16 protein-coding genes are annotated in these 23321 nt (G+C 68.1%); 4 read left to right on the plus strand and 12 right to left on the minus strand.

The annotated features are described in order from the left end of the window. Positions 1-373 precede the first annotated feature (373 nt). Complete coding sequence (locus H9Y04_RS04145) at positions 374-3505, minus strand: SCO5717 family growth-regulating ATPase (RefSeq protein ID WP_187812266.1); 3132 nt, start codon at positions 3503-3505, stop codon at positions 374-376. Between the two features lie 943 nt (positions 3506-4448). Between H9Y04_RS04145 and H9Y04_RS04150 the strand changes: the two genes are divergently transcribed. Next, entirely contained in the window at positions 4449-5687 is a 1239-nt protein-coding gene (locus tag H9Y04_RS04150) for an outer membrane protein assembly factor BamB family protein (protein WP_214660830.1), read from the plus strand. A 92-nt stretch (positions 5688-5779) separates the two neighbouring features. Here the strand turns inward: H9Y04_RS04150 and H9Y04_RS04155 are convergent, their stop codons facing one another. The 7 genes from H9Y04_RS04155 to eccB all read right to left on the minus strand — a co-directional run bounded on the left by H9Y04_RS04155 (position 5780) and on the right by eccB (position 13145). Further along, positions 5780-6085: a WXG100 family type VII secretion target gene (locus H9Y04_RS04155; RefSeq protein WP_187812268.1), complete on the minus strand. Its 306-nt coding sequence runs from the start codon at positions 6083-6085 to the stop codon at positions 5780-5782. Between the two features lie 43 nt (positions 6086-6128). Further along, entirely contained in the window at positions 6129-6470 is a 342-nt protein-coding gene (locus H9Y04_RS04160) for a WXG100 family type VII secretion target (protein WP_187812269.1), read from the minus strand. A 51-nt stretch (positions 6471-6521) separates the two neighbouring features. Beyond that, the gene (mycP, locus tag H9Y04_RS04165) at positions 6522-7610 is read right to left on the minus strand and encodes a type VII secretion-associated serine protease mycosin (RefSeq protein ID WP_306660110.1); all 1089 of its coding nucleotides are present in this window, start codon (positions 7608-7610) and stop codon (positions 6522-6524) included. 193 nt (positions 7611-7803) lie between these two features. Then, on the minus strand, positions 7804-9534 hold the full coding sequence (locus tag H9Y04_RS04170) for a hypothetical protein (RefSeq protein WP_187812271.1): 1731 nt from the start codon (positions 9532-9534) through the stop codon (positions 7804-7806). A gap of 5 nt (positions 9535-9539) precedes the next feature. Beyond that, the gene (locus H9Y04_RS04175; RefSeq protein ID WP_308800856.1) at positions 9540-10088 is read right to left on the minus strand and encodes a DUF2563 family protein; all 549 of its coding nucleotides are present in this window, start codon (positions 10086-10088) and stop codon (positions 9540-9542) included. A 264-nt stretch (positions 10089-10352) separates the two neighbouring features. Then, positions 10353-11621, minus strand: coding sequence for a type VII secretion-associated serine protease mycosin (gene mycP / locus H9Y04_RS04180; protein WP_187812272.1), 1269 nt, complete (start codon positions 11619-11621; stop codon positions 10353-10355). Positions 11622-11633: 12 nt separating this feature from the next. Continuing rightward, a complete protein-coding gene (gene eccB, locus H9Y04_RS04185; RefSeq protein WP_187812273.1) occupies positions 11634-13145 on the minus strand; it encodes a type VII secretion protein EccB in 1512 nt (503 codons plus the stop codon). A gap of 195 nt (positions 13146-13340) precedes the next feature. Between eccB and eccE the strand changes: the two genes are divergently transcribed. The 3 genes from eccE to H9Y04_RS04200 all read left to right on the plus strand — a co-directional run bounded on the left by eccE (position 13341) and on the right by H9Y04_RS04200 (position 15723). Further along, positions 13341-14675 (plus strand): type VII secretion protein EccE, encoded by a 1335-nt coding sequence (gene eccE, locus H9Y04_RS04190; protein WP_187812274.1) that lies wholly within the window; start codon positions 13341-13343, stop codon positions 14673-14675. After that, positions 14672-15394: a hypothetical protein gene (locus tag H9Y04_RS04195; protein WP_187812275.1), complete on the plus strand. Its 723-nt coding sequence runs from the start codon at positions 14672-14674 to the stop codon at positions 15392-15394. Before eccE ends, H9Y04_RS04195 begins: the two co-directional genes overlap by 4 nt. 95 nt (positions 15395-15489) lie before the next feature. Beyond that, positions 15490-15723: a DUF397 domain-containing protein gene (locus tag H9Y04_RS04200; RefSeq protein ID WP_187812276.1), complete on the plus strand. Its 234-nt coding sequence runs from the start codon at positions 15490-15492 to the stop codon at positions 15721-15723. A 16-nt stretch (positions 15724-15739) separates the two neighbouring features. Here the strand turns inward: H9Y04_RS04200 and H9Y04_RS04205 are convergent, their stop codons facing one another. From H9Y04_RS04205 to eccCa, 4 genes are all read right to left on the minus strand, one after another. Then, a complete protein-coding gene (locus tag H9Y04_RS04205; protein WP_187812277.1) occupies positions 15740-16207 on the minus strand; it encodes a hypothetical protein in 468 nt (155 codons plus the stop codon). A 190-nt stretch (positions 16208-16397) separates the two neighbouring features. Next, positions 16398-18668, minus strand: coding sequence for a DUF6571 family protein (locus H9Y04_RS04210; RefSeq protein WP_187812278.1), 2271 nt, complete (start codon positions 18666-18668; stop codon positions 16398-16400). Then, positions 18668-19150, minus strand: a complete 483-nt coding sequence (locus H9Y04_RS04215) for a hypothetical protein (RefSeq protein WP_187812279.1) — start codon at positions 19148-19150, stop codon at positions 18668-18670. Before H9Y04_RS04215 ends, H9Y04_RS04210 begins: the two co-directional genes overlap by 1 nt. A gap of 118 nt (positions 19151-19268) precedes the next feature. Then, positions 19269-23231, minus strand: a complete 3963-nt coding sequence (gene eccCa / locus H9Y04_RS04220) for a type VII secretion protein EccCa (RefSeq protein WP_187812280.1) — start codon at positions 23229-23231, stop codon at positions 19269-19271. Between the last annotated feature and the right edge of the window lie 90 nt (positions 23232-23321).

Here is a 23321-nt window from a genome sequence, read left to right on the forward strand (position 1 = left end):
GCGGTGGTCTAAACATGTCAACGGTCGCCGTAGGCCGCTTGGCCTGCGGTAACGACCTTGTGGGGCTGACGAGTTGAGGACCTCGTGAGCGGCATTGGTCTAGTCACGTGAAAGTCCTCCATTGGCGGTTGGGGGGACCTTTCAGCCGGCCTCTGTTTGAGGAGATCTTTCAGCCGGCCGGCGTTCGAGGAGATCTTTCAGCCCCTCCGGCGTTTGAGGAGATCCGAACGAAGTTCGGATGCGGGGGTCCGGGGGCGCAGCCCTCGGTTTCGGGAAGGGGCGAGGCAGGGGAAGAAAACCCTCCCCAACGCAAAGCGGCCGCACACCTGGCGTCACACACCAGATGCACGGCCGCGAAGCCACACCCCTCGGATCACCCCTGAGGCGGCACACCCCCAGGCGGAACCGGCCCCAACTCGGGCTGCGCCCCGGCCCCTTGACCCGGCGGCGGCAACTGCGCAGGAGCAGCCTGCTGCCAACCCTGCGGCACCCCGCCGGAGTTGGGCCCGGCACCCTGCGGCGGCTGCTGCTGCGGATACGGCTGCTGCCCCCCGTACGGCTGCTGAGGCTGCTGCTGCGGATAGGGCTGCCCGGGCTGCCCCTGCGGCGGCATGGGCTGACCCGGCTGGGGCTGACCCGGCATGGGCTGACCGGGCATCGGCTGCCCCTGGCCCTGCCCGGGCATCGGGGGCGCCATGTGCGGCGGCATCCCCGTACCCTGCTGCGTCCACAGCCCCTGCTCCTGCTGCGCCCGCGCGAAGTCCTCCGCCACCATCGCGGAGAGCGTGAAGTACGCCTCGCGCGTACGCGGCCGCATCATGTCGAGATCGACCTCGGCGCCGGCCGACAGATGCTCGTCGAAGGGCACCACGACCACACCGCGGCAGCGCGTCTCGAAGTGCTGCACGATGTCATCGACCTTGATCATCTTGCCGGTCTCGCGGACACCGGAGATGACGGTGATCGAGCGCGAGACCAGATCCGCGTACCCGTGCGCCGACAGCCAGTCGAGGGTGGTCGACGCGGAGCTCGCACCGTCCACCGAAGGCGTCGAGATGATGATCAACTGGTCGGCGAGATCGAGGACTCCGCGCATCGCGCTGTACAGCAGACCCGTACCCGAGTCGGTGAGGATGATCGGGTACTGCTTGCCGAGCACGTCGATCGCGCGCCGGTAGTCCTCGTCGTTGAAGGTCGTCGAGACGGCCGGGTCCACGTCGTTCGCGATGATCTCGAGCCCGGACGGCGCCTGCGAGGTGAAGCGGCGGATGTCCATGTACGAGTTGAGATACGGGATCGCCTGGACGAGGTCCCGGATCGTGGCACCCGTCTCACGGCGCACGCGGCGGCCGAGCGTACCGGCGTCGGGGTTGGCGTCGATCGCGAGGATCTTGTCCTGGCGCTCGGTCGCGAGCGTGGCACCCAGCGCGGTGGTCGTGGTCGTCTTGCCCACGCCGCCCTTGAGCGAGATGACCGCGATCCGGTAGCAGGAGAGGACCGGCGTCCGGATCAGGTCCAACTTCCGCTGCCGCTCGGCCTCTTCCTTCTTCGCGCCGAGCTTGAAGCGCGAAGCCGAACTCGGCTGGCGGCTGCTCTTGGTCTTCTGCTTCTTGTTGATCAGGCGGTCGGAGGACAGCTCCACGGCGGCCGTGTAGCCGAGCGGCGCGCCTCCGGTGACCTGCCGCTCCCGCTGGTCGTGCGTGACGGGCTGCGGCCAGGCGGCGCCGGCGCGCGGGTCCATCGGCGGCATGGGCTGGCCCGGCTGCTGCTGGCCCGGGTGCTGGCCGGGCGGCTGCTGACCCAGATGGGGCTGCGGGGCGTGCGGGGCGGGCAGGTTGGCGCCGGGGGCCGGCGGGTTGGTGCCCGGGGCCGCCTGGTCGGTGCCCGGCTGCGGGAAGCCGTAGCCGCCCTGGGCGGCCGGGGGCTGAGGTGCCTGCGGCTGTACAGGCTGGGCCTGAGGTGCCTGCGGCTGGGCGGGCGCGGCCGGGTGCGGGAAGCCGTAACCGCCCGCGGGGGTGGGGGGCTGCCCGGGGGCGCCGGGGTGCGGGAAGCCGTAACCGGCTTGCGCGGGCTGGGAGTTGGGGGCCTGCGGCGCGGGGAACGCGTTCGGGGCCTGGGGGGCCGTGCCGGGGGCGGCCGGGTACGGCATGCCGGGCTGGGGTGCGACGGGGTGCTGCGCGCCGGGCTGCTGTGTGCCGGGCTGCGGGAATCCGTAGCCGGCGGGCTGGGCGCCGGACGGCGACGGCACCTCGGACGTCGGCCCGGGCACCGGCGACTGCTGCGGGGCGGCAGGCGCGGCGGGTCCGGGAGCCGGCACGGGCCAGGCCGGCGGAGCGCCTTCCTGCGCGACGGCCGGAGCGGGCCACTGCGGAGCGGACGCGGGTGCCTGCGGCTGTCCATCGGCGGCGGCTGGCTGATAGGCGGGCGGCAGCGGCGGCAGCTCACCGCCGGCGGGCGCGGGCGACCAGGGCTGCCCGGCAGCGTGGGGCTCGGAGGCCTGGACGGGGACGGCGTCCTGAACGACGTCGCCGGCGGGCGCGCTGTCCTGTATGTCGGCAGCGGAGTCTTCGCCGTCGGCGGCGCCCTCCGCGGAAACGGCGTCGGCGTCGCCTTCCTCCCGCACCGCATCCTGCGGCACAGAATCCTGTACCTCGTCGTCCACCTCTCCCTCCGCGTCGGCGGCACTCTCGGGCGCGGCGGATGCATCGGACACGGCCGACGTATCGGATACGGGGGTGTCTTCGGCGGACGGGGCGGAGACGGCACCCTCGCCGCTCTCGGCCGAGTCGCCAGAGCCGAAGTCGGCGGAATCGGTGCCGGAGGCGCCGGCATCGGCGGCGGTCCCGGCGGCCTCGGCCGTGTCACCGGTCGCGGCGTCGGCATCGGCCCCGGAGCCGGACTCCGAGCCGGAACCGGCGGTGGAGGCGGCAGTGGGGGCGGCCTCGGGCGAGGGCGTGCCCCCGGCCCCGGACAGCGAATCCACCGCGGCCTTGGCGGCCTCGGCCCGCTCCTCGATCTCCCGCTTCAGGGAGGCCGCGGAGAATCGCATGGTCGCCCCGCTCTCGAGGTCCCCGTTACCGGCGTCAGGAGACGCGGTCGGGGGCGCGGCCGCGATCGGGGCGGCGGGAGGTGCGGCCGGCGCCTGAGGTTCGACGGGCGCGGCCGGAGCCTGCGGCTCCACAGGCGGCGCGGGAACAGGTGCGGGAGCGGACGCGGGCTGGAAGCCCCCACCCTCCGGCAGCCCGGGCACCGCCACCGGATACCCGGAAGGCGGCGGGGGAGTGGGCGCATACCCACCACTGTCCGCCGCGGCTCCCTCACCGGACACACCGCCCGCACCGCCCGTACCGCCGGAACCCGCAGTGCTCTGCGCATTCTGCGTGTACCAGGCAGGAGGCGTGTAGTCGATGGTGAACTCGCCCGTCATCTCGACGGACTCCGCGTCGGACTGATCATCGACGGGTGTGTTCCAGCCCCCGTGGATCCCGTCCCGATCGCTGTTCACAATGCCTCCTGGTGTGGTCGAGCACCCTGCGTGCCGTGGTGGGGGCGACATGTATCGCCGATACGCCGCCATCGTCCGATCCCGGCTCTCCCCCTGGGACGCACCCGGCCCGCGCACGGGTTCGGCTGCATCCCGGACCCCAGCCTAACTATCAAGACTGTCACTACGGCAGGCCGGACAGCCCCCTCGCGACTGTCCCGTACGTCACGTCCTTCCCGCGCGTGACCTCACCACACCTCACAGTGAATCCCAAACGGGACAACACCTAACAAATCGCTACCCACTTGGTGAGCGCCCCACCGCCTGCCGCGCACCCCACCCCCACGCCCCATCCGCCGAGAATGAACAAACGGAACAGATCCACCCGCCCCGAAGAGTGACCCACACCCACCAAGGTGGACACCCCACCCGAACCCCTCCACGTTGCAATCGGAACGCCTGCCCCGCCCCGCTCCCTTCGTGAAGGGGACGGGCATAGTAGGGCGCGGCCGATCGTCGTCTTCACGATCGGTCACGCGCTCAACGGCCGCAAAGGACCGGCTTCTTGAGGGTCTTGGGGGGAGGGGGCCGCATATGTCGGCTTCCGGTCGTCCCAGGCGCATCCCGCCCACGGCCCGACGGTTCGCAGTCCGGCCCGAGTGCGCAGATCATGACGAATTCAGATGACACCTGACGAATTGGACGCCGCGTGACCATCCCGCAGCCTGCGCCACCACCACAGCCTCCCTCGCCGACTCCCCCTCAGGGCTTCGGGCCGGCGCCCTCCCCCTTCACGGAGTCGGCCATCGGCAGGCAGCGGTCGTCGAAGCGGCGATCGGTACTGATCATCACTCTGTCCGTCCTGCTGCTCGCAGCTCTCGTCGGTGGCGGCTGGGCTTTGTGGCCGGGCGGCGGAAGCGGGCAGGCAGGCGCTCCGGTCGCCGCTCCGAAGCCGGGCGATGTCGTGGACACGGTGGAGAAGAAGCCGGCGACCCCCGAAGGGGAGCTCATCGCAGAGATGGTCCCCGGCGACGACATTCCGCCCGGGGTCACCGCGCGCACCCCCGGCTCGTGGGCCACGGACAAGATCTTCGCGAAAAGCGACGGTGCCGCTGTTTACGGGTACACGACGCAAGACGCCAAAGAGGCATGGAGAATCCAACTCCCGGGTGAGATCTGTGCGGCGTCCCGCCATGTCACTTCCAGCGGAATGACCGCGGTCATCACCGAGGAGAAGCGGGGGACTGCCGGGCCGGAGGAATCCTGCTCCGAACTGACTGCCTTCGATATCGATACGGGTCGTCAGCTCTGGCGTAAGCACCTCAAGGAGGCGGAAGGCTACGCGCCGTTCATGGTCGGGGTGACCGTCAGCCAGGGTGTCGTGGCCGCGACGTGGAAGGAGGGCTCCGTCGCCTTCGACCTGGCGAGCGGGAAGCAGCACTGGACGAAGAACGCCGTTTCGACCTGTCGTGACACGGCGTTCGGCGGTGGCGCCGACCTGGTGGCCATCGTGAGTTGCGGTGACGCGGAGTACCCGGTGGTGAAGGCCCAGAAGCTGGATCCGGTCACCGGAGAAGCCCGGTGGACGTACAAGGTCTCTCCTGGCATCAAGACCGTTGAGGTGCTCTCCACTCGGCCGACCCTGCTGGGACTTTCGGCGGGTGATGCCCTCACCACCGATATCGCCGCCGTGGGTGACAACGGGAAGCTACGCTCGCTGATCCGTCTCGAAGGGGGACGCTACAAAATCGACTGCGAGACGGTCATGGAACGCTGCCGGGGTCTCGCGGTGAGCCAGGACCGGGTCTATCTGGCCACAAAGGACAGCGAATTCGATCTGGAGAAGCCCGCCAACAAGATCGTCGGGTTCGATCTGGACACTGGCAAAGTCGTCGGAAAGTCGTTCCCTGCCAGGCCGCTCCAGCCGCTGGTTCCCCTCCGGATGAGTGGAGACAAGGTGATCGCGTACCGGAGCTTGTCCAACGGTGTTGTGGTGAGCCTGGACCCTGCCACGGGCAAGCAGGAAGTCCTCATGATCCATCCGCTGGGGGACGACGACAGCCGGCTGGCGAATGCGTACCGCAGCGAAGTCCTCTACGAGCACGGCCGGTTGTTCCTGTCCAGCACGACCATGGAGCAGCCGCCCAAGGGCGAGGAGGGAGACGCGGACACGGTGGTGCTGATGTACGGACCGGCCTCATGAGGAGGGCTGTACGGCGGAGCGCCGCGTATGCGTGAAGAGACGACAAAGGGGGTGGGCACCTCCCGCGCGTGCCCACCCCCTGTCTCGAGTGTTCAGTCGGTGAAGTAGCTGGCCGCCTTCTTGTCGCCGGCCATGTAGTCACCGCCGGCACGGGCGACGATCGCACCGATCTCCTTGAGTGCCTGGTGGATTGCGCCGGCATCCGCGTCCCACGTCTTCATCTCACCGGCGAAGGCTTCCTGAGAAGTGCCTTCCCAGCCGCCCGCGACGGTGACTACGGCACGTCGGAGCGCTGCCAGGCACTCGTCCAACCGCTTGGCCTCGTTACCGAGTCCGGTCGTCATTTCGTCGAGCGTCCCGTACTTGACGAGCAGCTCACCGGGGTCATTGAACGCCATACTGGATTCCCCTTGTTTCCGGTCTGTCGAGCTCAGAGGGCGATTAGGAGTAGGAACTGAATGCGGACTTCTGCGACCCGACCTCGGGGTCGATCTTGCCCAGTTCCGCTTCGAGGGAAATCTCGAGGTCGTCCTTGTCGGACCGCATCATCTGCGCGGCGTCAAGGTACTTGTTGAGCGTCTTGTTGATGCGGTTGATCCGCTCGTTGATCTCTCGCTGCTTGGCATCGAACCGGCCGGCGGCAATGCCCTTCCAGCGACCTTCCATCGTGTCGAGGATCTGGTGCAGATTACGGACGGCACTCTGCAGGTTGTCGTTCCCGCGAACGATCTCCTTTTCGAGTCCCTGAAGCTGTTCCTCTGATAGCTTCCTACCGCCGGACATAGCAGTTCTCCTTCTCAGCTGGACTGCATGCGTATGTGTGTCAAGCGCCCGTCAGGCGGCGCGCTTTCTCCGGATTACTGCGAATCCGACCGCGGCTACGACAACCACCGCGGCACCACCGATGAGCAGGCCGATGGGGCTGCTGCTCTCGGAGCTTTCGCCCGCCGCTGCCACCTCGGCCTTGTCGTCAGCCTTTGCCTGCTGATCCTGTGACGAGGCCGATGCGGAAGGAGCGGGGGAGGTCTTCGTGTTGAGGGTCTTCTCGTTGGTCAGCGGATTGACATCGGGGTCGCCGGGCTTGCCGATTCCTCGGTTGAGGTGGGCATTGGGGCGGATGACCCCATGCCCGAGATACGTACTGACCGTGCCGGGCTTGGCGTCCTCGGACCGCCCGGCGCTCTCGATCATCACCCTGAGGACCTGGTTGGCGGTCCAGTCGGGGTGCTTGGACCAGATCAGGGCGGCGGAGGCGGATGCTAGGGCGGTGGCGGCGCTGGTGCCGTTGACGTCGCAGTAGCTCTTGAATGTGGTGTCACACCAACTGGGGATGCTGCTGCCAGGAGCGGTGAGGTCGACAACGTCGCCGTGCTGCGAGTAATCGGCGACCGTTCCGCTTCGGTCGATCGCCCCTACGCCGACCACCTCGGGGAATGCAGCGGGGTATTGCTTCTTGTTGCCCTTCTTGGCGTTGTTTCCCACGCCGGCAAAGATCAGCTTCCCCCTGCTCTGCGCGTACTGGAAGGCCTCTCGCAGGCCCGTCTGAAGGTAGTCGCTGCCAAACGAGATATTGATGATCTGAGCATCACTATCGGCGGCTGCACGAACGGCATCCTGCATATCGAAGGCGTTCACCTTCTGCTCGTTCTGCCGCTCCGTATCACTTACCCGCATCGGAATGATCTTGGAGTCCGGTGCCAAGCCCTTGATGCCGCCACCTGCGCCTGTTCCGGCGATCAACTCGGCCGTGGTGGTTCCGTGCCCCTCGTAATCGTCCGTCGCGTCCCCCTCCATCTCGGAAGCATCAAATCCCTTGAGAACTTGACCCTTTAGAGATGGTGTAGATGCGTTTACGCCGGTATCGATGACGACAACCGAGATGCCTTTGCCGGTGGAGGTCTTCCAGATCTCCTCGACATGCATGGCATCGAGGTACCACTGCCTGGACTGAACGTCCGCAGCTGCCGCAGGCGCGGCTGCCCCGCCAACTACGAGGGCAGCGGCTGCTGTCACAGCCATAGCGCTCCATGGCGACCGCCGCCGATGGACATGCTTCTTCGCGTTCAAGGCCAGACTCAAACCGTGCGTCATCCTGACTTCCGGGCCTCTCTCATGCCTAGTCGATCACCGGCGGCACTGCACCCCGCCGCCGGGCCGTCCACGTCTCTTCGTCTTCCGTCAGGTAGTCCGGACGATCGGCTCCTGGCTGCTCTTCTTCCTCGTTCGGTCGTCGCTGCTCTGCTCGACCACCAGTGAGGCCGGCACCGCCTGCGGTGAACGATCCACCCACGGGACGGCGGCCGGGGTTGCTGCCGCGAGGTGCTCCGACAATTCCGTTGGAGCTGGGAGTGCCACGTCCGGTCGACCGCGGCGCGCTTCCTGAGTTCGATCCGATGACGCCGGGCTGGCCTGGCCTGGCGGTGCCCCGTCCAGCCTGCGGGCCTTCTGCGCCGATGACTGTGCCGCGTGGCAGGCGCGATGCTGGAGAATTCGTGGACGCCCGTTGGGGCGAGCCGCCCATGATGCCGTTCGGGTTTCCGGCTCGGACGCTGCTTGCCCCGCTCCGGCCAACCGGACCCGTCTGACCAGCGTTGACCGACTTGGCGGGTGTGCCGCCAACAATTCCTGGCCTACCAACGGGGTTCGCGCGGCCGGGAGTGGTCTGGCCTGGGCCGACACTCGTTGGGCGCCCCGTGATCCCTGGGGAACGCCCAGTCGTCGGATTGTTCGGTCCTGTGCCCCCGGAACGGCCGAGCGGGCCCGGGGCGCGAGATGCGCCGATCGACTTAGTCGGGAGCCCTTTCCCTGTCTGGACAGGGTTCACCGGGCCGGTTGCGAACGGTGGCATGCCATTCGAGGGACCGTTGGGAGATGTCGGGGGTGGCGAGGTGGGGGCAGTGGCTGTGGGAGGTGCCGGTGGTGCCGCCACGCTGTCGATCTCCATCGAGACGTTCGGCTGGGGTGCGGGCGCGACGGCGGCCGCACCAGGAGTAGCGCCACCAAGGGCTACTGAAGCGTCTCGGTCGAGAGCGGGTGTCGATGTGGCGCGGCTCGGCGCAGTGGCGCCAGAGGTGCCGCTCGGGTCCTCGAAGCGGTTTTCCGGCATTGGCACCGCCGCCCGCAACCCCTCCGGAAACCGGGGCTCCTTCTGCCCAGCCAACATCTCCTCGGACACCGCATAAAACGAGGCCAGCCGATTCATCTGGTTGATCGCCTCCTGGCGATCCCCCTCGACCTTCACAGCCATCTGGTACTCAGGATTGCTGTCGATCTTCTCGATCTCGGCGAAGTCCTTGAGCGGCCGCGGGTCGAGCCTGCCGTCCCGCGGCGGCCGCGCAGCCTGTACGGACGCGAGCCCCGTGCTCGCCGTCTTCATCTGCTCGCCCGCGCCGTTCGCGAACGTGCCGATGGACCAGGCGTGTTGGGCCAGCGCGCGCCCGAAGCGGCGGAACTCCTCCGCGCCCTCGCCCTGCCACTCGACCTTGGTGACGTACTGATCGAGCTCCTCGGCCGCCTCGTTGAGCTTGTCCTTGGCTTTGATGAGCGCATTGCCGGCGTGCTCGAGCTCGCTCGGCTTCGCCTGATCCAGCAGATCGAGCAGGGCGTTGAGCGGCTGCTTGTCGAAGTTGCTCCTGCCGAACGCGCCACCGGCGGTGCCCCCGAAGGGCATCAGCTCCTGCATCCTCGTGAAGGCGTCCGAGACGCCGTGCATCCCGTGGATATTGGCGGACGAGGCCGCCTGCTCCGCCTCGTACTTCTCGGCGTACTCCGCGGGCGTGAGCTCCTTCGGCGGCTCCGGCGCGGCCTTGGGCTCAGCAGCAGATGTGGGCTGGTTCTTGTCACTCACGTCCGTCACCCCATGTCCTGCGAGCCGTACGACTTGTCGTCGGAGCTCGGCTGCTCGGCGGGCTTGCCCGCGTCATCCGTGGGCTTCGCCGCCGCCTCGGCCCGCTTACGTTCCTCCTCGGCCCGCTCCCGCTCCACCTCGACCCGCGTCTGAATCGAGTAGAAGCGCTGCCGCAGTTCCTCTTCGAGGTTGTCGTAACCCACCTCGGACGCACGGACCGCGATCTGCAGCATCTCGATCTGGTCGCCCAGCGAACGGGAGAGCTTCACCAGGCTCTGGTGCACGCGGTTGTACTGCGTGAAGAAGCCGTCCGCCTCGACGAAGGGCACGTTGGATCCGCTGAAAGCCGCTCGCGTGAGCCGCTGCTCGGCCACCTTCGTACTGCCGGCCGCGCTGTTCTCCAGCTCGGACAGCAATGTGTCGACCCTGGACTGGAAGCGCTTGAGCGCACCGACGCCCTTCTCCAGATCGGCGCTCCCCGACCCGGATCCGCCGCTCGCTTTGGACTGCGCCATGATCTGCGCCGCCGCGCCGCCTCCGACAGCCTCAAGCACGCCGCTCGCCCTCCCCGTTTCCCCGTTTGCACCGCTGGTAAGTCATTGCGATAGCAGTAACGCGAACATCACCTATCGCAGCACAGCCACTCTATCCACTGCCTACGACAGCACCAACTGTCTTCCGCATGACGTGACTTCCCTTACAAGCCACAGTTCGCACGATCCCCGCCGGGCATGATCCTGCGCGTCCGGTTTGCCCGTGCGCGCGCATCGCTCCCGTAACAGGAATGCGAAGAAAACGCGAAGACAGCGGTGCGGTCGTTACACCTCGCCGCCGGACACACGGGCCGCGCGGCGCCGGGAGTCCCGGTACGCCACCGCCCCACCCGCCACAGCGGCCACCAGCACACCGCCGCCGATCAGCACATACGTGGCGAGGCGTGCGTTGCGTTCGTCCGGGGTCTCACTCGTCACCAGTGCGCCGGGCTCGGGTGCCTGCGCCGCCGGTACACCCTCATGAGGGACGGGTGATTCCAGCGGGCGGTCGTCCTCCGTGAGAGCGCGCACAGGGTCGACGACTCCCCAGCCAACCAGGCGGTCATGGCCGGCGACGGAGCGTTCGGCGGTCTGCTCGATCTGCGCGACGATCTGGTGGGCCTTCCAGTCGGCGTGCTTCTCCTTGATGAGGGCCGCGACCGCGGCGGCGTACGGCGCGGAGAAACTCGTACCGTTGTCGGCGCAGTGCCCGCCGCCGGGAACCGTGGAGACCATGTCCACGCCCGGCGCCGCGACATCCACGAACTCGCCGGACTGCGAGAAGGCCGCGCGCTCGTTGTTGCGGTCGGAGGACGCCACCGCGAGCACGCCGTCGAAGGCGGCGGGGTACGTCTCCTTGACGTTGCCGCCGAGGCCGTCGTTGCCGGCCGACGCGACCACCACCACGTTCTTGCTCAGGGCGAAGTCCACCGCGTTCTTGAGGGCGGAGTCGCCGGCGATCGGATTCACCGTGTCCTGGGAGATGTTGATGACATCCGCACGGGCCGAGACCGCGTAGCGGATGGCCGTGGCGAGGGTGCCCGAATCCCCGTTGCCCGCCGCGTCGTTGTGCTGGATCGGAATGATCGTCGCGCCGGGCGCGAGCCCCACGAACCCGGTGCCCTTCGCGGGCCGCGCCGCGATGATGCCGGCCACCTTGGTGCCGTGTCCGACGGTGTCGGTGGTGCCCTGCTCGTTGCCGCGCTCGAGCTTGTTCCCCTGCTCGTCCTTGGCGTCCTTCGGGATGTAGTTACGTCCGGCTCGTACGTCGACGGCGCCCTTGAGCTGCTCGTTCTTGACGTCGACACCCGTGTCGATCACCGCCACACGGACGCCCTTGCCGGTCGCTTCCTTCCACAGCTCGTCGAGCAGGACTCGCTGCAGCGCCCAGGGTCGGCCCTTGAACTTCTCGCCGCCGAACGTGCACTGACCTGTCGTGTCCGCGACCGCGGGAGATGCCGGAAGCACGGGAAGAGCGGTGAGCGTCACACAGGTGACGGCGGCGGCCGCCGCACCGGCCGCCAGTTTCCTGGCGACACGCATCGCGTACGTCATTTCCGTACCGCCCTACGAACCCTGCGGCTGCCGAGCGGCACCCGCGGACAGCCTCGGCCCGGTGGGCAGGAAGGTCGACCACGCCGCCGGTACGGGAGTGGGCTCGACCCCCTCGTAATCGAGCCGGCTCTGTGCGTCCTGCTGCTGCGCCTGCTGTTCCTCGCGCTCCTTCGCGGAACCCGACTCACCGATCCCGGCGTCGTCGGTCGCGGTGTCGCCGTTCGCCTGCATCGCGTACCGCAGCCCGGTGTCCGTCACCAGGAACATCGGACCCGACTTCGTGTCCTCACCCATGACCTGCCGGAACAACAGGCCGGTTCCCGGCGTCACATAGGCACTGCTGCCGCCGTTCGACAGCGGCATGGGGAAGGATTCGCCCGCCCAGGTGCTCAGCGTCGTCTCACCGGTGTCGCGGTCGACGCCGCGCAGCACGCTGCACACGGTGTCGCGGCTGCCGGCCTCGTTGACCGGGTCCGGGGCGTCCTGCGGCCACTTCAGACCGAGGTCGAACGCGGCGCCGGGCTCGCTGCCGAGCTCGCCGACGCCGACCGACTTCGGCTCGCCGCCCTGGCCGACCACGGCCAGGGCCTTGCTGTTGAGCAGCACCTCGGCCATGAAATCGCTGACGGGTGCGAGCCGGTCCTTCAGGACCACGTACTGCCGCTGCTCGGAGGCCTCTCCGGTCCGCAGCACCGTGCCGACCTTGTAGCCGCCGGGCACCTGCGAGGCCGTCCCCGGACGGTCGGGCAGGGCGGGCGTACGCACCGGGTCGCCCTTGTCCAGCGTCGCGAGCCACTCGTCGGAGACCCGCTGGGGCTTGCTGCCGCTGCCGACGAGCGTCTGCATCAGGACCCGGTCGGCCTTGTCCACTTGGTACGCGACGCCCTTGGCGTCCACCAAGTAGCGGACCTGGTCGGCGTCTTCGACGTACAGCAGCTGACCGCCCTTGAGGCGCTGCTTGCCGTCCGTGCGGTGCTGCTCCCGCTCGGCGAGCACGAAGGCCGCCTTCTCGATGTCACGTCCGCCGGCACCCGGCCGCTCGCACACCGCCCACCGCTTGGCCTGCCCGGCGTCGTCCGCCGAGGGCAGCCGGTCCGGTGCGTACGGGATGCCGATGGTCGGGCCGTGGCGCAGCTTGCTGTTGTCGAGCAGCTTCTCCTTGACGGTGACGACCTTGCCGTCGGCGTCCGACCGCAGAAGGAGCTTGGCGGAAGCCATGTTGAGGACCGGGTGCAGCTGCACCTTGTCGCCTGTCTTGAGGACGACGTAGCGGGTGGTCGATTCATCGGCCACGATCACGTTCTCGCCCGGTTTGTCCCATCCGGGAGGGGCGACCGGCTTGAACATGCCCCAGGCCCCGAACACCGCGAGCACCACGACCCCGACGATCGCGCCCGGCATCACCGCGCGCAGCGGTTTCGGTGCGCCTTCCTCGGTGCCCGACGGGTTGGGCTGCAGGAACTGCGCCACAAGCCGACGCTTCGCGAAGGTGTAGGCGTTAAGTTCGTCCCGCCGTGATGCCATTTGCTCTGTGCCCCTCTCCCCGTCGGGCGACCAGGGTCCCACACGCGACCCAGGAGCTCACTGTCGTACCGGCCCCCTACTATGCCTGTAGGCGGTCGCCTGCCTGCGCCCAGGTGGTGCTCGGGTAGGGTGAGCGCCCGTCCCAACAGGCAAGCGAATTGCGGCGAATACGGACACAAGGGGGGCTACGCGGCGATGACGACTGCGACGCGCGACCGCACCGGAAGCGGCACCGCAGGCGCCTCCGCGTCTTCCCGGAGGCAACGGAGCAATCAGGCGCCCGTGCGCCCCACCACTCCGGCCGCGAAGACCCAGCTGCGTCCGCGTTCGCGAACGGGCCGGCTCGGCCCCTTCCAGCTCCGTCAGCTCGTCCTCGTCGAGGTGGCGCTCGCCGTAGCCGCCGTGGGCGCGGTGCTCGGCGGTCTGTGGCTGATCCCGGCGGTCGCGCTGGCCGCCGTCCTGGTGCTGCTCGCGGTGATACGGCGCCGGGGACATGCGCTCCAGGACTGGGCCTCGACCGTCTCGGCGTTCAGGGCCCGCCGCCGTCTCGCCGCGGAGCCGGTGCTTCCGGGCGTCGACCCGCAGCTCGCGCCGACCGTCGAGTGCGTGCCGGGCCTGGCTCCGCACACGTATGTCGACCGCGACCGCCGCACCATCGGCATGCTCGGCGACGGCACCTTCCTTACCGCGGTGGTACGGGTGGAGGCCGGGGGAGAGGCGCTGCGCCCCGCGTTCGGCGCGCGCGCCCTGCCGCTGACGCTGCTCGCGGACGCGCTCGAAGTCGACGACATCGTCCTGGAATCGGCCCAGTTGGTGCAGCAGGTCCGCTCGGCGCCCGCCCCGCACCTGCCGCAGCAGTCGGTCGCGCGCCTTTCCTACGCGCCGCTGCAGCAGCAGACCGGCGCCCCTGCTCTCCGTATGACCTGGGTGGCCCTGAAGCTCGACCCCGAGCTCTGCGCCGAGGCGGTCGCGGCCCGCGGCGGCGGCATCGAAGGCGCGCAGCGCTGCCTGGTCCGCGCCGCGGACCACGTCGCCAGCCGTATCACCGGCGCGGGCTTCCGCGCGGCGGTCCTCGACCAGGACGAGCTCAATGCCGCGCTGGCCACGTCGGCCTGCGCCAACCCGATGCTTGCGGCCCGTGCCACGCGCCCGGACGCGGCGCCGCAGCGCCGCACCGCAGAGACCGCGCGCGTCTGGCGCTGCGACGACCGCTGGCACACCACGTACGCGGTCGGCCGCTGGCCCGAACTCGGCCGCGCCGCCACCCCGTTGCCGCGGCTCGTCTCGCTGCTGACCTCCATCCCGGCATATGCGACGACCTTCAGCCTGACCGTACGGCGCGGCGACCACCGCAGCTCGATGACGGTGAACGGGCATGTCCGCATCACCGGCGGCTCGGACAACGACCTGGTGAACGTACGGCGTTCACTCGAAGGAGCGGCACGCTCGGCGAAGGTCGGCCTGGTCCGCCTGGACCGCGAACAAGTCCCCGGAGTGCTCGCCACGTTGCCCCTGGGAGGCGCCCGATGAGCCCCTCGACCGCTGGTACGCCCGGACTGCTGCGCGGCCTGCTCGGCCCCCGCCACCCCGGGCACGCGATGCCGCTCGACGACCTGGGCGCCCTGACGCTCCCCGTCGGCGACGACGGCGTCGTGATCGGCGACGACGCCGAGGGCCGCCCCCAGATGATCGGCTTCCACCGGCCCATCCCGTACGAGGTGTTGCTGATCGGCGGCCTGTGGACCGCGCAGGTCCTGGCGCTCCGCGCGGCCGGCACGGGCGCGCGGGTGGCCGTGGAGACGGGCCGCGCACAGGCCTGGACGACCCTGGCCCAGGCGGCCGGGGCCGGGCTCGAATGCATGACGCTGCACGGCGTGGGCCGCGTACCGCCCATGGGTGCCACGGTCGGCAGCCCGGTCGTGGTGGTCCGCGACTGCGGTATGCGCCCCCCGCGCGGCCGCGTCGTCGCCTCGCCGTGGCAGTCGGTCCTGACGCTGCTGCCGTACATGAGCCCGGTGGCCCCGCGCCTGATGCGCAACTCGGCGCTGGTGGGCGTCCAGCGGGTGTCGCCGGGAGAGGCGGAGCAGATCGGCAAGATCCTCGGCCTGAGCGCATCGGAGATCGAGGCGCTGCCGACCCTCGCGGACGGCGTGACGCTGTGGTGCGCGGGCGCGGACCGCCAGTGGGTCATGACCATGGGCACGGACGCGGAGTCGGGCCTGCTCGGCGTGGCCCGCCGGATGGACTGAACTTTCCGCAATCGCCCATGCCCGCCGGGACCGACGGGGCAACATGACCGATGGCACGAGCTGCCACGAACACTTCACCCGAAGGGGAGACGGGCATGGGCACCCAGCAGGAGAAGGACGAGCTCTACGCACTCGACATCTCGGACGTCGAGTGGCTCTCCCCTCCAGGCACGGAAAACGCGACGGAACGCGTGGAGATCGCCTACTTGCCGGGCGGCGGCGTCGCCATGCGCTCCTCGATGGACCCGGACACGGTGCTCCGGTATACGGAGGCGGAGTGGCGGGCGTTTGTGCTTGGCGCGAGGGATGGGGAGTTCGACCTGACGTGAGCGGCTAGGGCTCGCCCTAGCCGACCGGAGCCGGCACTTTTCCGGGAAGGCTGGCTACGTCGGTGCATCCAATTGTTTCTGCCAAACGGCGCGAGACCGAGTTGAGGATGGTCATACTTTCGTCTGTCGGTCCGAGAACGCTGTACAGGCTCGCTTTTACGAACGGCCTTTTTCCGTCAGGGCCTTCTGTCGGGCATGCGAAGTAAATTCGAGCTCCCCCGGTTTCTCCGACGGCAGCAAACTTTCCCATGGGGAACTCGTACTCGTTTCGCGCATCCGCTCCCTCAGGATCAGGGGTCGGGTGATGATCAATCGCTTCAAACTCGATATCGAGAAGCGGCTTCCCATTCCTCTCCGCATCGGAAACGTAGCAATTTACGGGGTCGGATGACGGACCGCTGTGAAGCTGCTCGACGACGCGATCGAGCGAAAACGCTTGAGATGAGCCGAACCCGTTCTCGTCAAATTCGGTGCTGCCGGACATCCTCTCCAACGCCTTCCTTGATGCAGAATCCAGGGTTCCGGCGCAGACTTCCGAGGCGGATGGCCTCGCGGGCTCCGGCGACTTTGAATCGCACCCGGCTGTCACCGCGATGATGGCAGCCACACCTGTTGCGACCTTCAAAGCGATGCCGCATTTCTTACTTGAGAGACATGGATTTCGCACTTTCTTCTCAATCCTCGTACGGCGCTCGGCCGCGATACTCGTTCTTGTGTGAACCCGTACCGTAGTAGGCGTCCTCGACACGTTGCTTCCAGTCTTCGTGATCGGCGGTCCTCGCGACTTCCGGGTGATCCTTCAAGTAGGAGCTGTACGCTGTGCCGAGATCGCCTGCGCCCTTCCCGTAGAATTCTGCGCTGGTCATCTGGGCCTTCGCGGTTGGATCTTCCTCCGCCGCACCGTCATCAATGCTATGGTCGAGGAACGTTCCGAGGATTTCGCCCGCGGTGTCCGCAGCGACCGGGGCGAATACGATTGCGGCAGCCGTCGAGCCTGGCAGTGGAATTGCGGCGATACCTCCTGCGATGACCGCCCCTGCGGCCACCTTTTTCCAGTCGTCGCCTTTCGCAATAGACTTGTTCGCTTCGTCGGCGTCACCTTCAGCATCTGCCGTTGCTTGTTCGACGTAGGCGTTGTCCAGGATGCCTCGGGCTTGCGCGCCGACGTTCAATGCATCTCGTGCATGATCGATTTGGTCGGCGTCGGTGGGCGGGTGTGCGTCAAGCAAGCTGAGTGTGTAAAGGTGCTGCGCGGCCGTCACCGTGTTGTGGGAGGTTTCGTTTTGCCCGAGCACGCTCAGGAAGTCGATTGCGCCCTGTTCGCCGAAGTTGGCTCGTCCGGGATATTGTGAGGGGAAGTCCCCGGCATCCTTGGATTGGTCACCGAACCCCGAGATGCTGTGATCGATATCGTCGATGTAAGCGGCGCCCATCTTGCCTAGGCTGTCCGCCATCTCCGGCTGATCGTGCAGCATCTTGGGGCCGTCTTCGCTTCCGTAGAGATAGGCGACCTGCTCCATCACATCAGCGGTGGCCTCAGTTCTGCGGTCTCCGCTCCCCGGAATCATCGGATCCTTTGCCGACATGGGATCCGCGTCGTACGCGTAGCCGGTCGTCGCAGCCTCAAGGGCATGCCCCAGCGCATCCCGCCCGGCCATGACGTCACGATCCCCCTCGAACGTGGGATCCTCGTACCAATGCCGTTCCTTGGTCAGGTACTTGAGGTTCTCGTTGACCTCGGATTCCTTGTCGACGTAGTCGCCATCCACTCCGGGGGACGCGAAGAACTGGGCCGAAGCTTCGGGATTGTGGCCCAATGCCTGGAGGAATCCGCTCACCGGGTCCCGGCCGCGGTCGTTCTTGTCCCAGAAGTTCAGGTTCGACTGATCGTGGTTGTTGACCCAGAACGGTGTGCCGTGATGCGAGTCGGTGTCGACCTGCTTGTCGAACTCCAAGAGACGATCGCCGTAGCTGGTCAGGAAGTCCGTGTCGTAGTCACCGAAGCGCATCAGGTTGCTCATGACGACGAAGCTGCGAGGACCGTCCTCGTACTCCCCGAGCCGCTTCTCACCCATCGAGGTGATCGTGGATTCCCACTTGTCCATCGCCGCGCTGTCCGAGCGAGTCGCCGTACCAAGAGTGATGCCCAGATTCTTCTGGAGCTGCTTCATGGTCTTCAGACGGTCAGGGTCGTACGTGCCCGCTCCGGCGGCTGCTGCGCCCGAGTAGAACTCCAGTGTTCCCTGGGGGCCGAGCTTCGTGGCGAACTCTTCGGCGAAGAGCGGGTCGTTCCGGTACTTGGCCAGACCGGCGTTGATGCTGTTCAGCTCGGTCTTGGTGAGCTCGTCAGGGTCCTTCGCCGCGAGCTTTGCCAGCTCGTCGGCCTTCTTGATGGCGTCGGCCGCCGTATCGCGGTCCTTGTAGGAGGCGTCCGAGAAACCGAGATCGCTCTGATCGGCGATCGCCTGGAGTACCTTCGCGGCCGAACTGTCCGACTCGGTGGCCCTGGTGAGGATGCCCTTGATTTCCTCGACCGCGGTGTCGATCCGCTGCTTGGCGTCCTTGGGCTCCGGATGCACGCTGATCATTGCCTCGAAGCCGCCCCCGGCAACGCCGTAGACGGTGACCTTCTGCTCCCACGCGCGGTCGATCGCCTCGGTGAGCTGCCGCTTGTAGTCCTTGAGCTCGTCCCGGGTGTCACGGAGGATGTTCCGGATGCTTTCGGCCTGCTTGTGCGCGTCGCCGAACTCGCCGGCCGTCTTGCCCACGAACTGACGGCTCACCGTGGCGTTGAGTCCCTGCCAGTCAGCCTTCTGAGCGGCGTTCAGCAGCCCCTTGGTGGCGGACTTCTCGAGTTCCCCGAGGTTGCTGACCATCTTCGACCAGTCGGTCACGGCGTCGTCGAGCAGCTTGAAGTTCGCATTGCGGAGATCGTCGAGGTTCATCAGTTGCCGCCCTTGCCCTGCTTGCCGGAGTCGGCCCAGTTCTCGTCGAAGCCGGAGTCGAGTGCAGCGATCGAGCTTGTGTGCCGCGCGATGTAGTCATCGTCGGTCCGGTGCTGCTTCTCCGTGATCGCCAGGTGGTTGTTGATGTGGGCACAGGCGTCCATCAGCGACTTCAACTGCTCTTCCCAGCGGTTGGAGACGTGCTGTAGCGCGGATCCGACGGCGAAGCCCTGCTTTGTCAGGTCGCCCGCGGCCTTGTCGCTGGACGGTACGGCGACTCGCGCTTCGGTCCAGAGCCGGTCGTACAGGGTGTGTGCGTGGTCACCGATCTTCGCCAGATCCTGATGCTTGACCTTGAGGTCCCCGACACCGGACCCATCGGTCACGGCAGGCACGTCATCCAGCTGATTCAGCTGCATCTGCCCACCCCCATTCCGCTCAACCGCCGCCGACTTCAGCTGCTCCCACTCATCCCACGCCATCAGCCGCGCACTCCCTTTCCCCCGTCGACGCCATCAGGAATGGCGGATTCCAGTTCAACCTATGGAGTGAGCTCCGACGTGGGCAAGGCCCTGTGGCCTCGCCCACGCAGAAGATCCGTCACTCACCCACAAACCCCGTCTGCACCAACGGATTCCCCCGCCGCCGCGACACGAAGACGCCCCGGCCCGCAGGCATCGGCCGCGGTCGCACGCCGCCGAAGATGTCGCCCTCGTTCGGGTCGCCGGAGAGGACCACGCCTTGCGCGCCCAGCTCCATGATTCGCTGCATGAACGGCTCGTACGAAGCACGCCCGGCCCCCGCCGTATTGCGGGCGATGATGAAGCGGATGCCCACGTCCCGGGCGAACGGCAGCTGTTCCGTGAGCTTCGCCAGGGGGTTGCCCGACGAGGTCGACACCAGGTCGTAGTCGTCCACGACCACGAAGACCTCCGGGCCCGACCACCAACTGCGGTCCCGCAGCTGCTGTGCCGTGACCTCCGAGGACGGTGCGCGCCGCTGCATCAGATCGGCGAGCGCGTCGACGTGGTGCTCCATGGCGTTGGACATGGGGACGTATTCCGCCAGGTGCGAAGCGGGGGTGACGTCCAGCAGAGCCCGCCTGTTGTCGATGACGAAGAACTTCGCCACGCTGCCGTCGTACCGCTGCGAGATCTGCTGGATGAGCAGCCGCAGCAGATTGGACTTGCCCGATTCACTCTCGCCGAAGACGAGGAAGAACGGGTCGCGGTCGAAGTCGACGAAGACCGGCTCGAGGTTGTTCTCGTCCAGGCCGAAGGCCACGCCCAGCTCCGGACGCGCGCCGCCCGCCGGCAGTTCCGCGGCCGGCAGCGAGCGGGGGAGGAGCCGGACGGCAGGCGCCCCGGGCACGGTCCAGTGCCTGGCCACCTCCTGCTGCATCGCCGCCGTCGCCTCCGACAGATCACTGTCCGAGTTGATGCCGTCGATACGGGGCACCGCGGCCATGAAGTGCAGCTTCTCCGGGGTCATACCGCGGCCGGGCACCCCGGACGGCACGTTCGCCGCCACCTTGCGGTCGAGTTCGGAGTCCATGGTGTCGCCGAGCCGCAGCTCGAGGCGGTTCATCAGGTGGTCCTTGAGGTTCGACCTGACCTCCATCGACCGCGAGGCGGTCAGTATCACGTGGATGCCGTAGCCCAGACCGCGTGCCGCGATCTCCAGGACGATCGGGTCGAGATTCTCGTACTCGGAACGGAAGTTGCCCCAGCCGTCGATGACCAGGAAGACATCGCCCCACGGCTGGTCGGTGAACGAGATCTCGCCCCGCGCCCGCATCCGCCGGAACGTCGCGATCGAGTCGATGCCCGCCGTACGGAAGTACTCCTCGCGCCGCGCGAGAATGCCGTACACCTCGGCCACCGTGCGCCGCACCCGCTCGGGGTCGAGCCGGGAGGCCACGCCGCCCACATGCGGCAGGCCCGCGATGGATGACATACCGCCACCGCCGAAGTCGAGTCCGTAGAACTGCACTTCATGCGGTGTGTGCGTCAGAGCGAAAGCCGAGATCAACGTACGCAGCAACGTCGACTTTCCGGACTGCGGACCGCCCACGATCTGCATATGGCCGGCCGCACCCGAGAAGTCCCGGTACAGCGTGTCCCGCCGCTGCTCGAACGGCTTGTCCACGACGCCGAGCGGCACGACCAGACGCCCCGCCCCCTCGTATCCGGCGACGGTGAGCCCGCGGCCCTCCACCCCCGTGAGTCCGGGCAGCAGTTCGTCGAGCGACGGCGGATTGTCCAGCGGCGGCAGCCACACCTGATGCGCCGCGACGCCGCGGCCTTCGAGCCGCCGCACGATCACATCGAGTACGGAGTCGGCGAGCGCGTCGTCGTCCGCGGCGGAGCGGGACGCCGGTACGGCGGCGATGTCCGGTGCCACGTACTGCACGGGCACGGGCGCCGCCGTGAAGGCCACCGGACGCCGGTCCAGCGGCAGCGGTCCACCGGACGCCACCTGCTGGGTGCCGGTGCGGTATGTCCCGGAGACGTACGCGGCCTTGAAGCGCACCATCTCGTCCGTGCCGAACTTGAGATAGCCCGAACCCGGCACGTTCGGCAGCGTGTACGCGTCCGGCACACCGATGGCCGCCCGCGATTCGGCCGCGGAGAAGGTCCGCAGACCGACGCGGTACGACAGATACGTCTCGAGCCCGCGCAGCCGACCCTCCTCCAGGCGCTGCGAGGCGAGCAGCAGATGCACACCGAGCGAACGTCCGATACGGCCGATCTGCACGAACATCTCGATGAAGTCCGGCTTCGCCGTCAACAGTTCGCTGAACTCGTCGATCACCAGGACGAGTGACGGGATCGGCTGCAGCGGCGCACCGGCGGCGCGCGCCTTCTCGTAGTCGTGGATGTTCGCGTAGTTGCCGGCGTCCCTGAGCATCTCCTGGCGGCGGTTGAGCTCGCCGCGGATGGAGTCGCCCATGCGGTCCACCAGGGTCAGGTCGTCCGCGAGGTTGGTGATCACGGCCGCCACATGCGGCATTTGGGACATACCGGCAAAGGTTGCGCCGCCCTTGAAGTCCGCGAGGACGAAGTTCAGCGTCTCCGAGGAGTGGGTGACCGCAAGGCCGAGCACCAGTGTGCGCAGCAGCTCCGACTTGCCGGAACCGGTCGCGCCCACGCACAGACCATGCGGACCCATGCCCTCCTGCGCCGCCTCCTTGAGGTCGAGCATGACGGGCGCCCCGTCCTCGCCCACACCGATCGGCACGCGCAGCCGCTCGGCCTGCGCCCGCGGGCGCCAGGTGCGCCCCACGTCCACCGAGGCGGCGTCCCCGAGGTTCAGCAGATCCGTGAACTCCAGGTTGGCGAGCAGCGGTTCGTCGTCGTCACCGCCGGACGCCATCCGCAGCGGCGCGAGCTGGCGCGCGAGCGCCTCGGCGGCCTCGTACGACAGCGAGTCCGGCACTCCCTCGTATACGAGGCCGTGGCCGGACTCGAGCTGCAGCTTCTCGCGGTCCACCGTGACGGAGAGCCCGCCGCGCGCACCGTGATGGTCACCGGGCACGACCTCGATGACCGTGACGCCCTGCAGGCCCTCGGGCGCGGCCAGCGGCGAGAGCGGCGGCAGGCCCTCGCCGTCGAGGACGACGACGATGTGCGGCTGGTCGAGCAGGGGAGCGCCGCCGGCGTGGAAGCGCGGACGGCCGTCGAGCCGTCCCGCGAGCAGCTCCTCCAGCTCCGAGGAGTCCGTGGTGATCATGCGACGGCTGCCCGCACCGTCCGGCGCGCCACCGGACTGCACATGCGGCAGCCACTTCGTCCACTCCCACTGCGCGGCCGCATCGCGGCGCGCGGCGATCGCGATCACCAGGTCGTCGGGGGAGTGCAGGGAGGCGAGCGAGCCGACCATCGCGCGGACGGATCCGCGTACGGCATCCGTCTCACCGCTGACCGTCACGTGGTAGAAGGCGCGCAGCGAGACCGCCATCGGCAGGTCTTCCAAGGTGCTGTGCGTGTGCAGGAACTGCTGCATCGCGCCCGCCGTCAGCGGTTCGAGCTCGTCGACCGGCGCCGTCTCGGGGGCGATCAGCGGGGTCGCGAGCTGCTGGGCGCCGAGTCCGATACGGACCTGGCCGAAGTCGTCGTCGCCGACGCGGCGTTCCCACACCCGGCTGCCCTCGGCGACCAGCGCCCACAGCTGCTCGGGGGCGGGGTGCAGATAGAACTGCGCGTCGCGCTGCAGCCGGGCCGTGCGCTGCACGCTGCGCCGCGTCTGCGCGAGATAGCGGAGGTAGTCGCGGCGCATGTCGGCCAGTTGCCCCTGCGTACCGCGACGGTAACGAACCAGCATCGCGATCGCCATGGCGATCGTGGACGCGATCATCACCATGCCCATGATCCGCATGATCGGATTCGGCGTCATGAAGAAGAAGACGACAGATCCGCCCATACCGAGCATCGGCAGGAGCTGCATCAGCGCGCCCTCCTGCTGGCCGCGCGGCAGCTCCGGAGGCGGCTGCAACTGCACCTGCTCACCAGGCACTTCGGTGGGCAGAGCGCGCGGTGGGCGCTTGACGACGATCTGGCTCACAGCTCACCAATTCCCTTGCCGGACGGAAAGTTCCTATCGGCGCCCCCGTGGCGGCAAGGCCCGTCCGCGGGGGGTGATCCTACTTGCGTA

Origin of the sequence: Streptomyces polyasparticus (genome assembly GCF_014493765.1) — a bacterium.
In the GTDB taxonomy this organism is placed as follows: Bacteria; Actinomycetota; Actinomycetes; order Streptomycetales; family Streptomycetaceae; genus Streptomyces; species Streptomyces polyasparticus.

Coding starts and splice junctions, on each gene's coding strand:
- H9Y04_RS04155 (WP_187812268.1), bottom strand. CDS start 6,085: ATGGCGTTCAATGACCCCGGTGAGCTGCTCGTCAAGTACGGGACGCTC.
- H9Y04_RS04160 (WP_187812269.1), bottom strand. CDS start 6,470: ATGTCCGGCGGTAGGAAGCTATCAGAGGAACAGCTTCAGGGACTCGAA.
- mycP (WP_306660110.1), bottom strand. CDS start 7,610: ATGCATGTCGAGGAGATCTGGAAGACCTCCACCGGCAAAGGCATCTCG.
- mycP (WP_187812272.1), bottom strand. CDS start 11,621: ATGACGTACGCGATGCGTGTCGCCAGGAAACTGGCGGCCGGTGCGGCG.
- eccB (WP_187812273.1), bottom strand. CDS start 13,145: ATGGCATCACGGCGGGACGAACTTAACGCCTACACCTTCGCGAAGCGT.
- eccE (WP_187812274.1), top strand. CDS start 13,341: ATGACGACTGCGACGCGCGACCGCACCGGAAGCGGCACCGCAGGCGCC.
- H9Y04_RS04195 (WP_187812275.1), top strand. CDS start 14,672: ATGAGCCCCTCGACCGCTGGTACGCCCGGACTGCTGCGCGGCCTGCTC.
- H9Y04_RS04200 (WP_187812276.1), top strand. CDS start 15,490: ATGGGCACCCAGCAGGAGAAGGACGAGCTCTACGCACTCGACATCTCG.
- H9Y04_RS04205 (WP_187812277.1), bottom strand. CDS start 16,207: ATGTCCGGCAGCACCGAATTTGACGAGAACGGGTTCGGCTCATCTCAA.
- H9Y04_RS04210 (WP_187812278.1), bottom strand. CDS start 18,668: ATGAACCTCGACGATCTCCGCAATGCGAACTTCAAGCTGCTCGACGAC.
- H9Y04_RS04215 (WP_187812279.1), bottom strand. CDS start 19,150: ATGGCGTGGGATGAGTGGGAGCAGCTGAAGTCGGCGGCGGTTGAGCGG.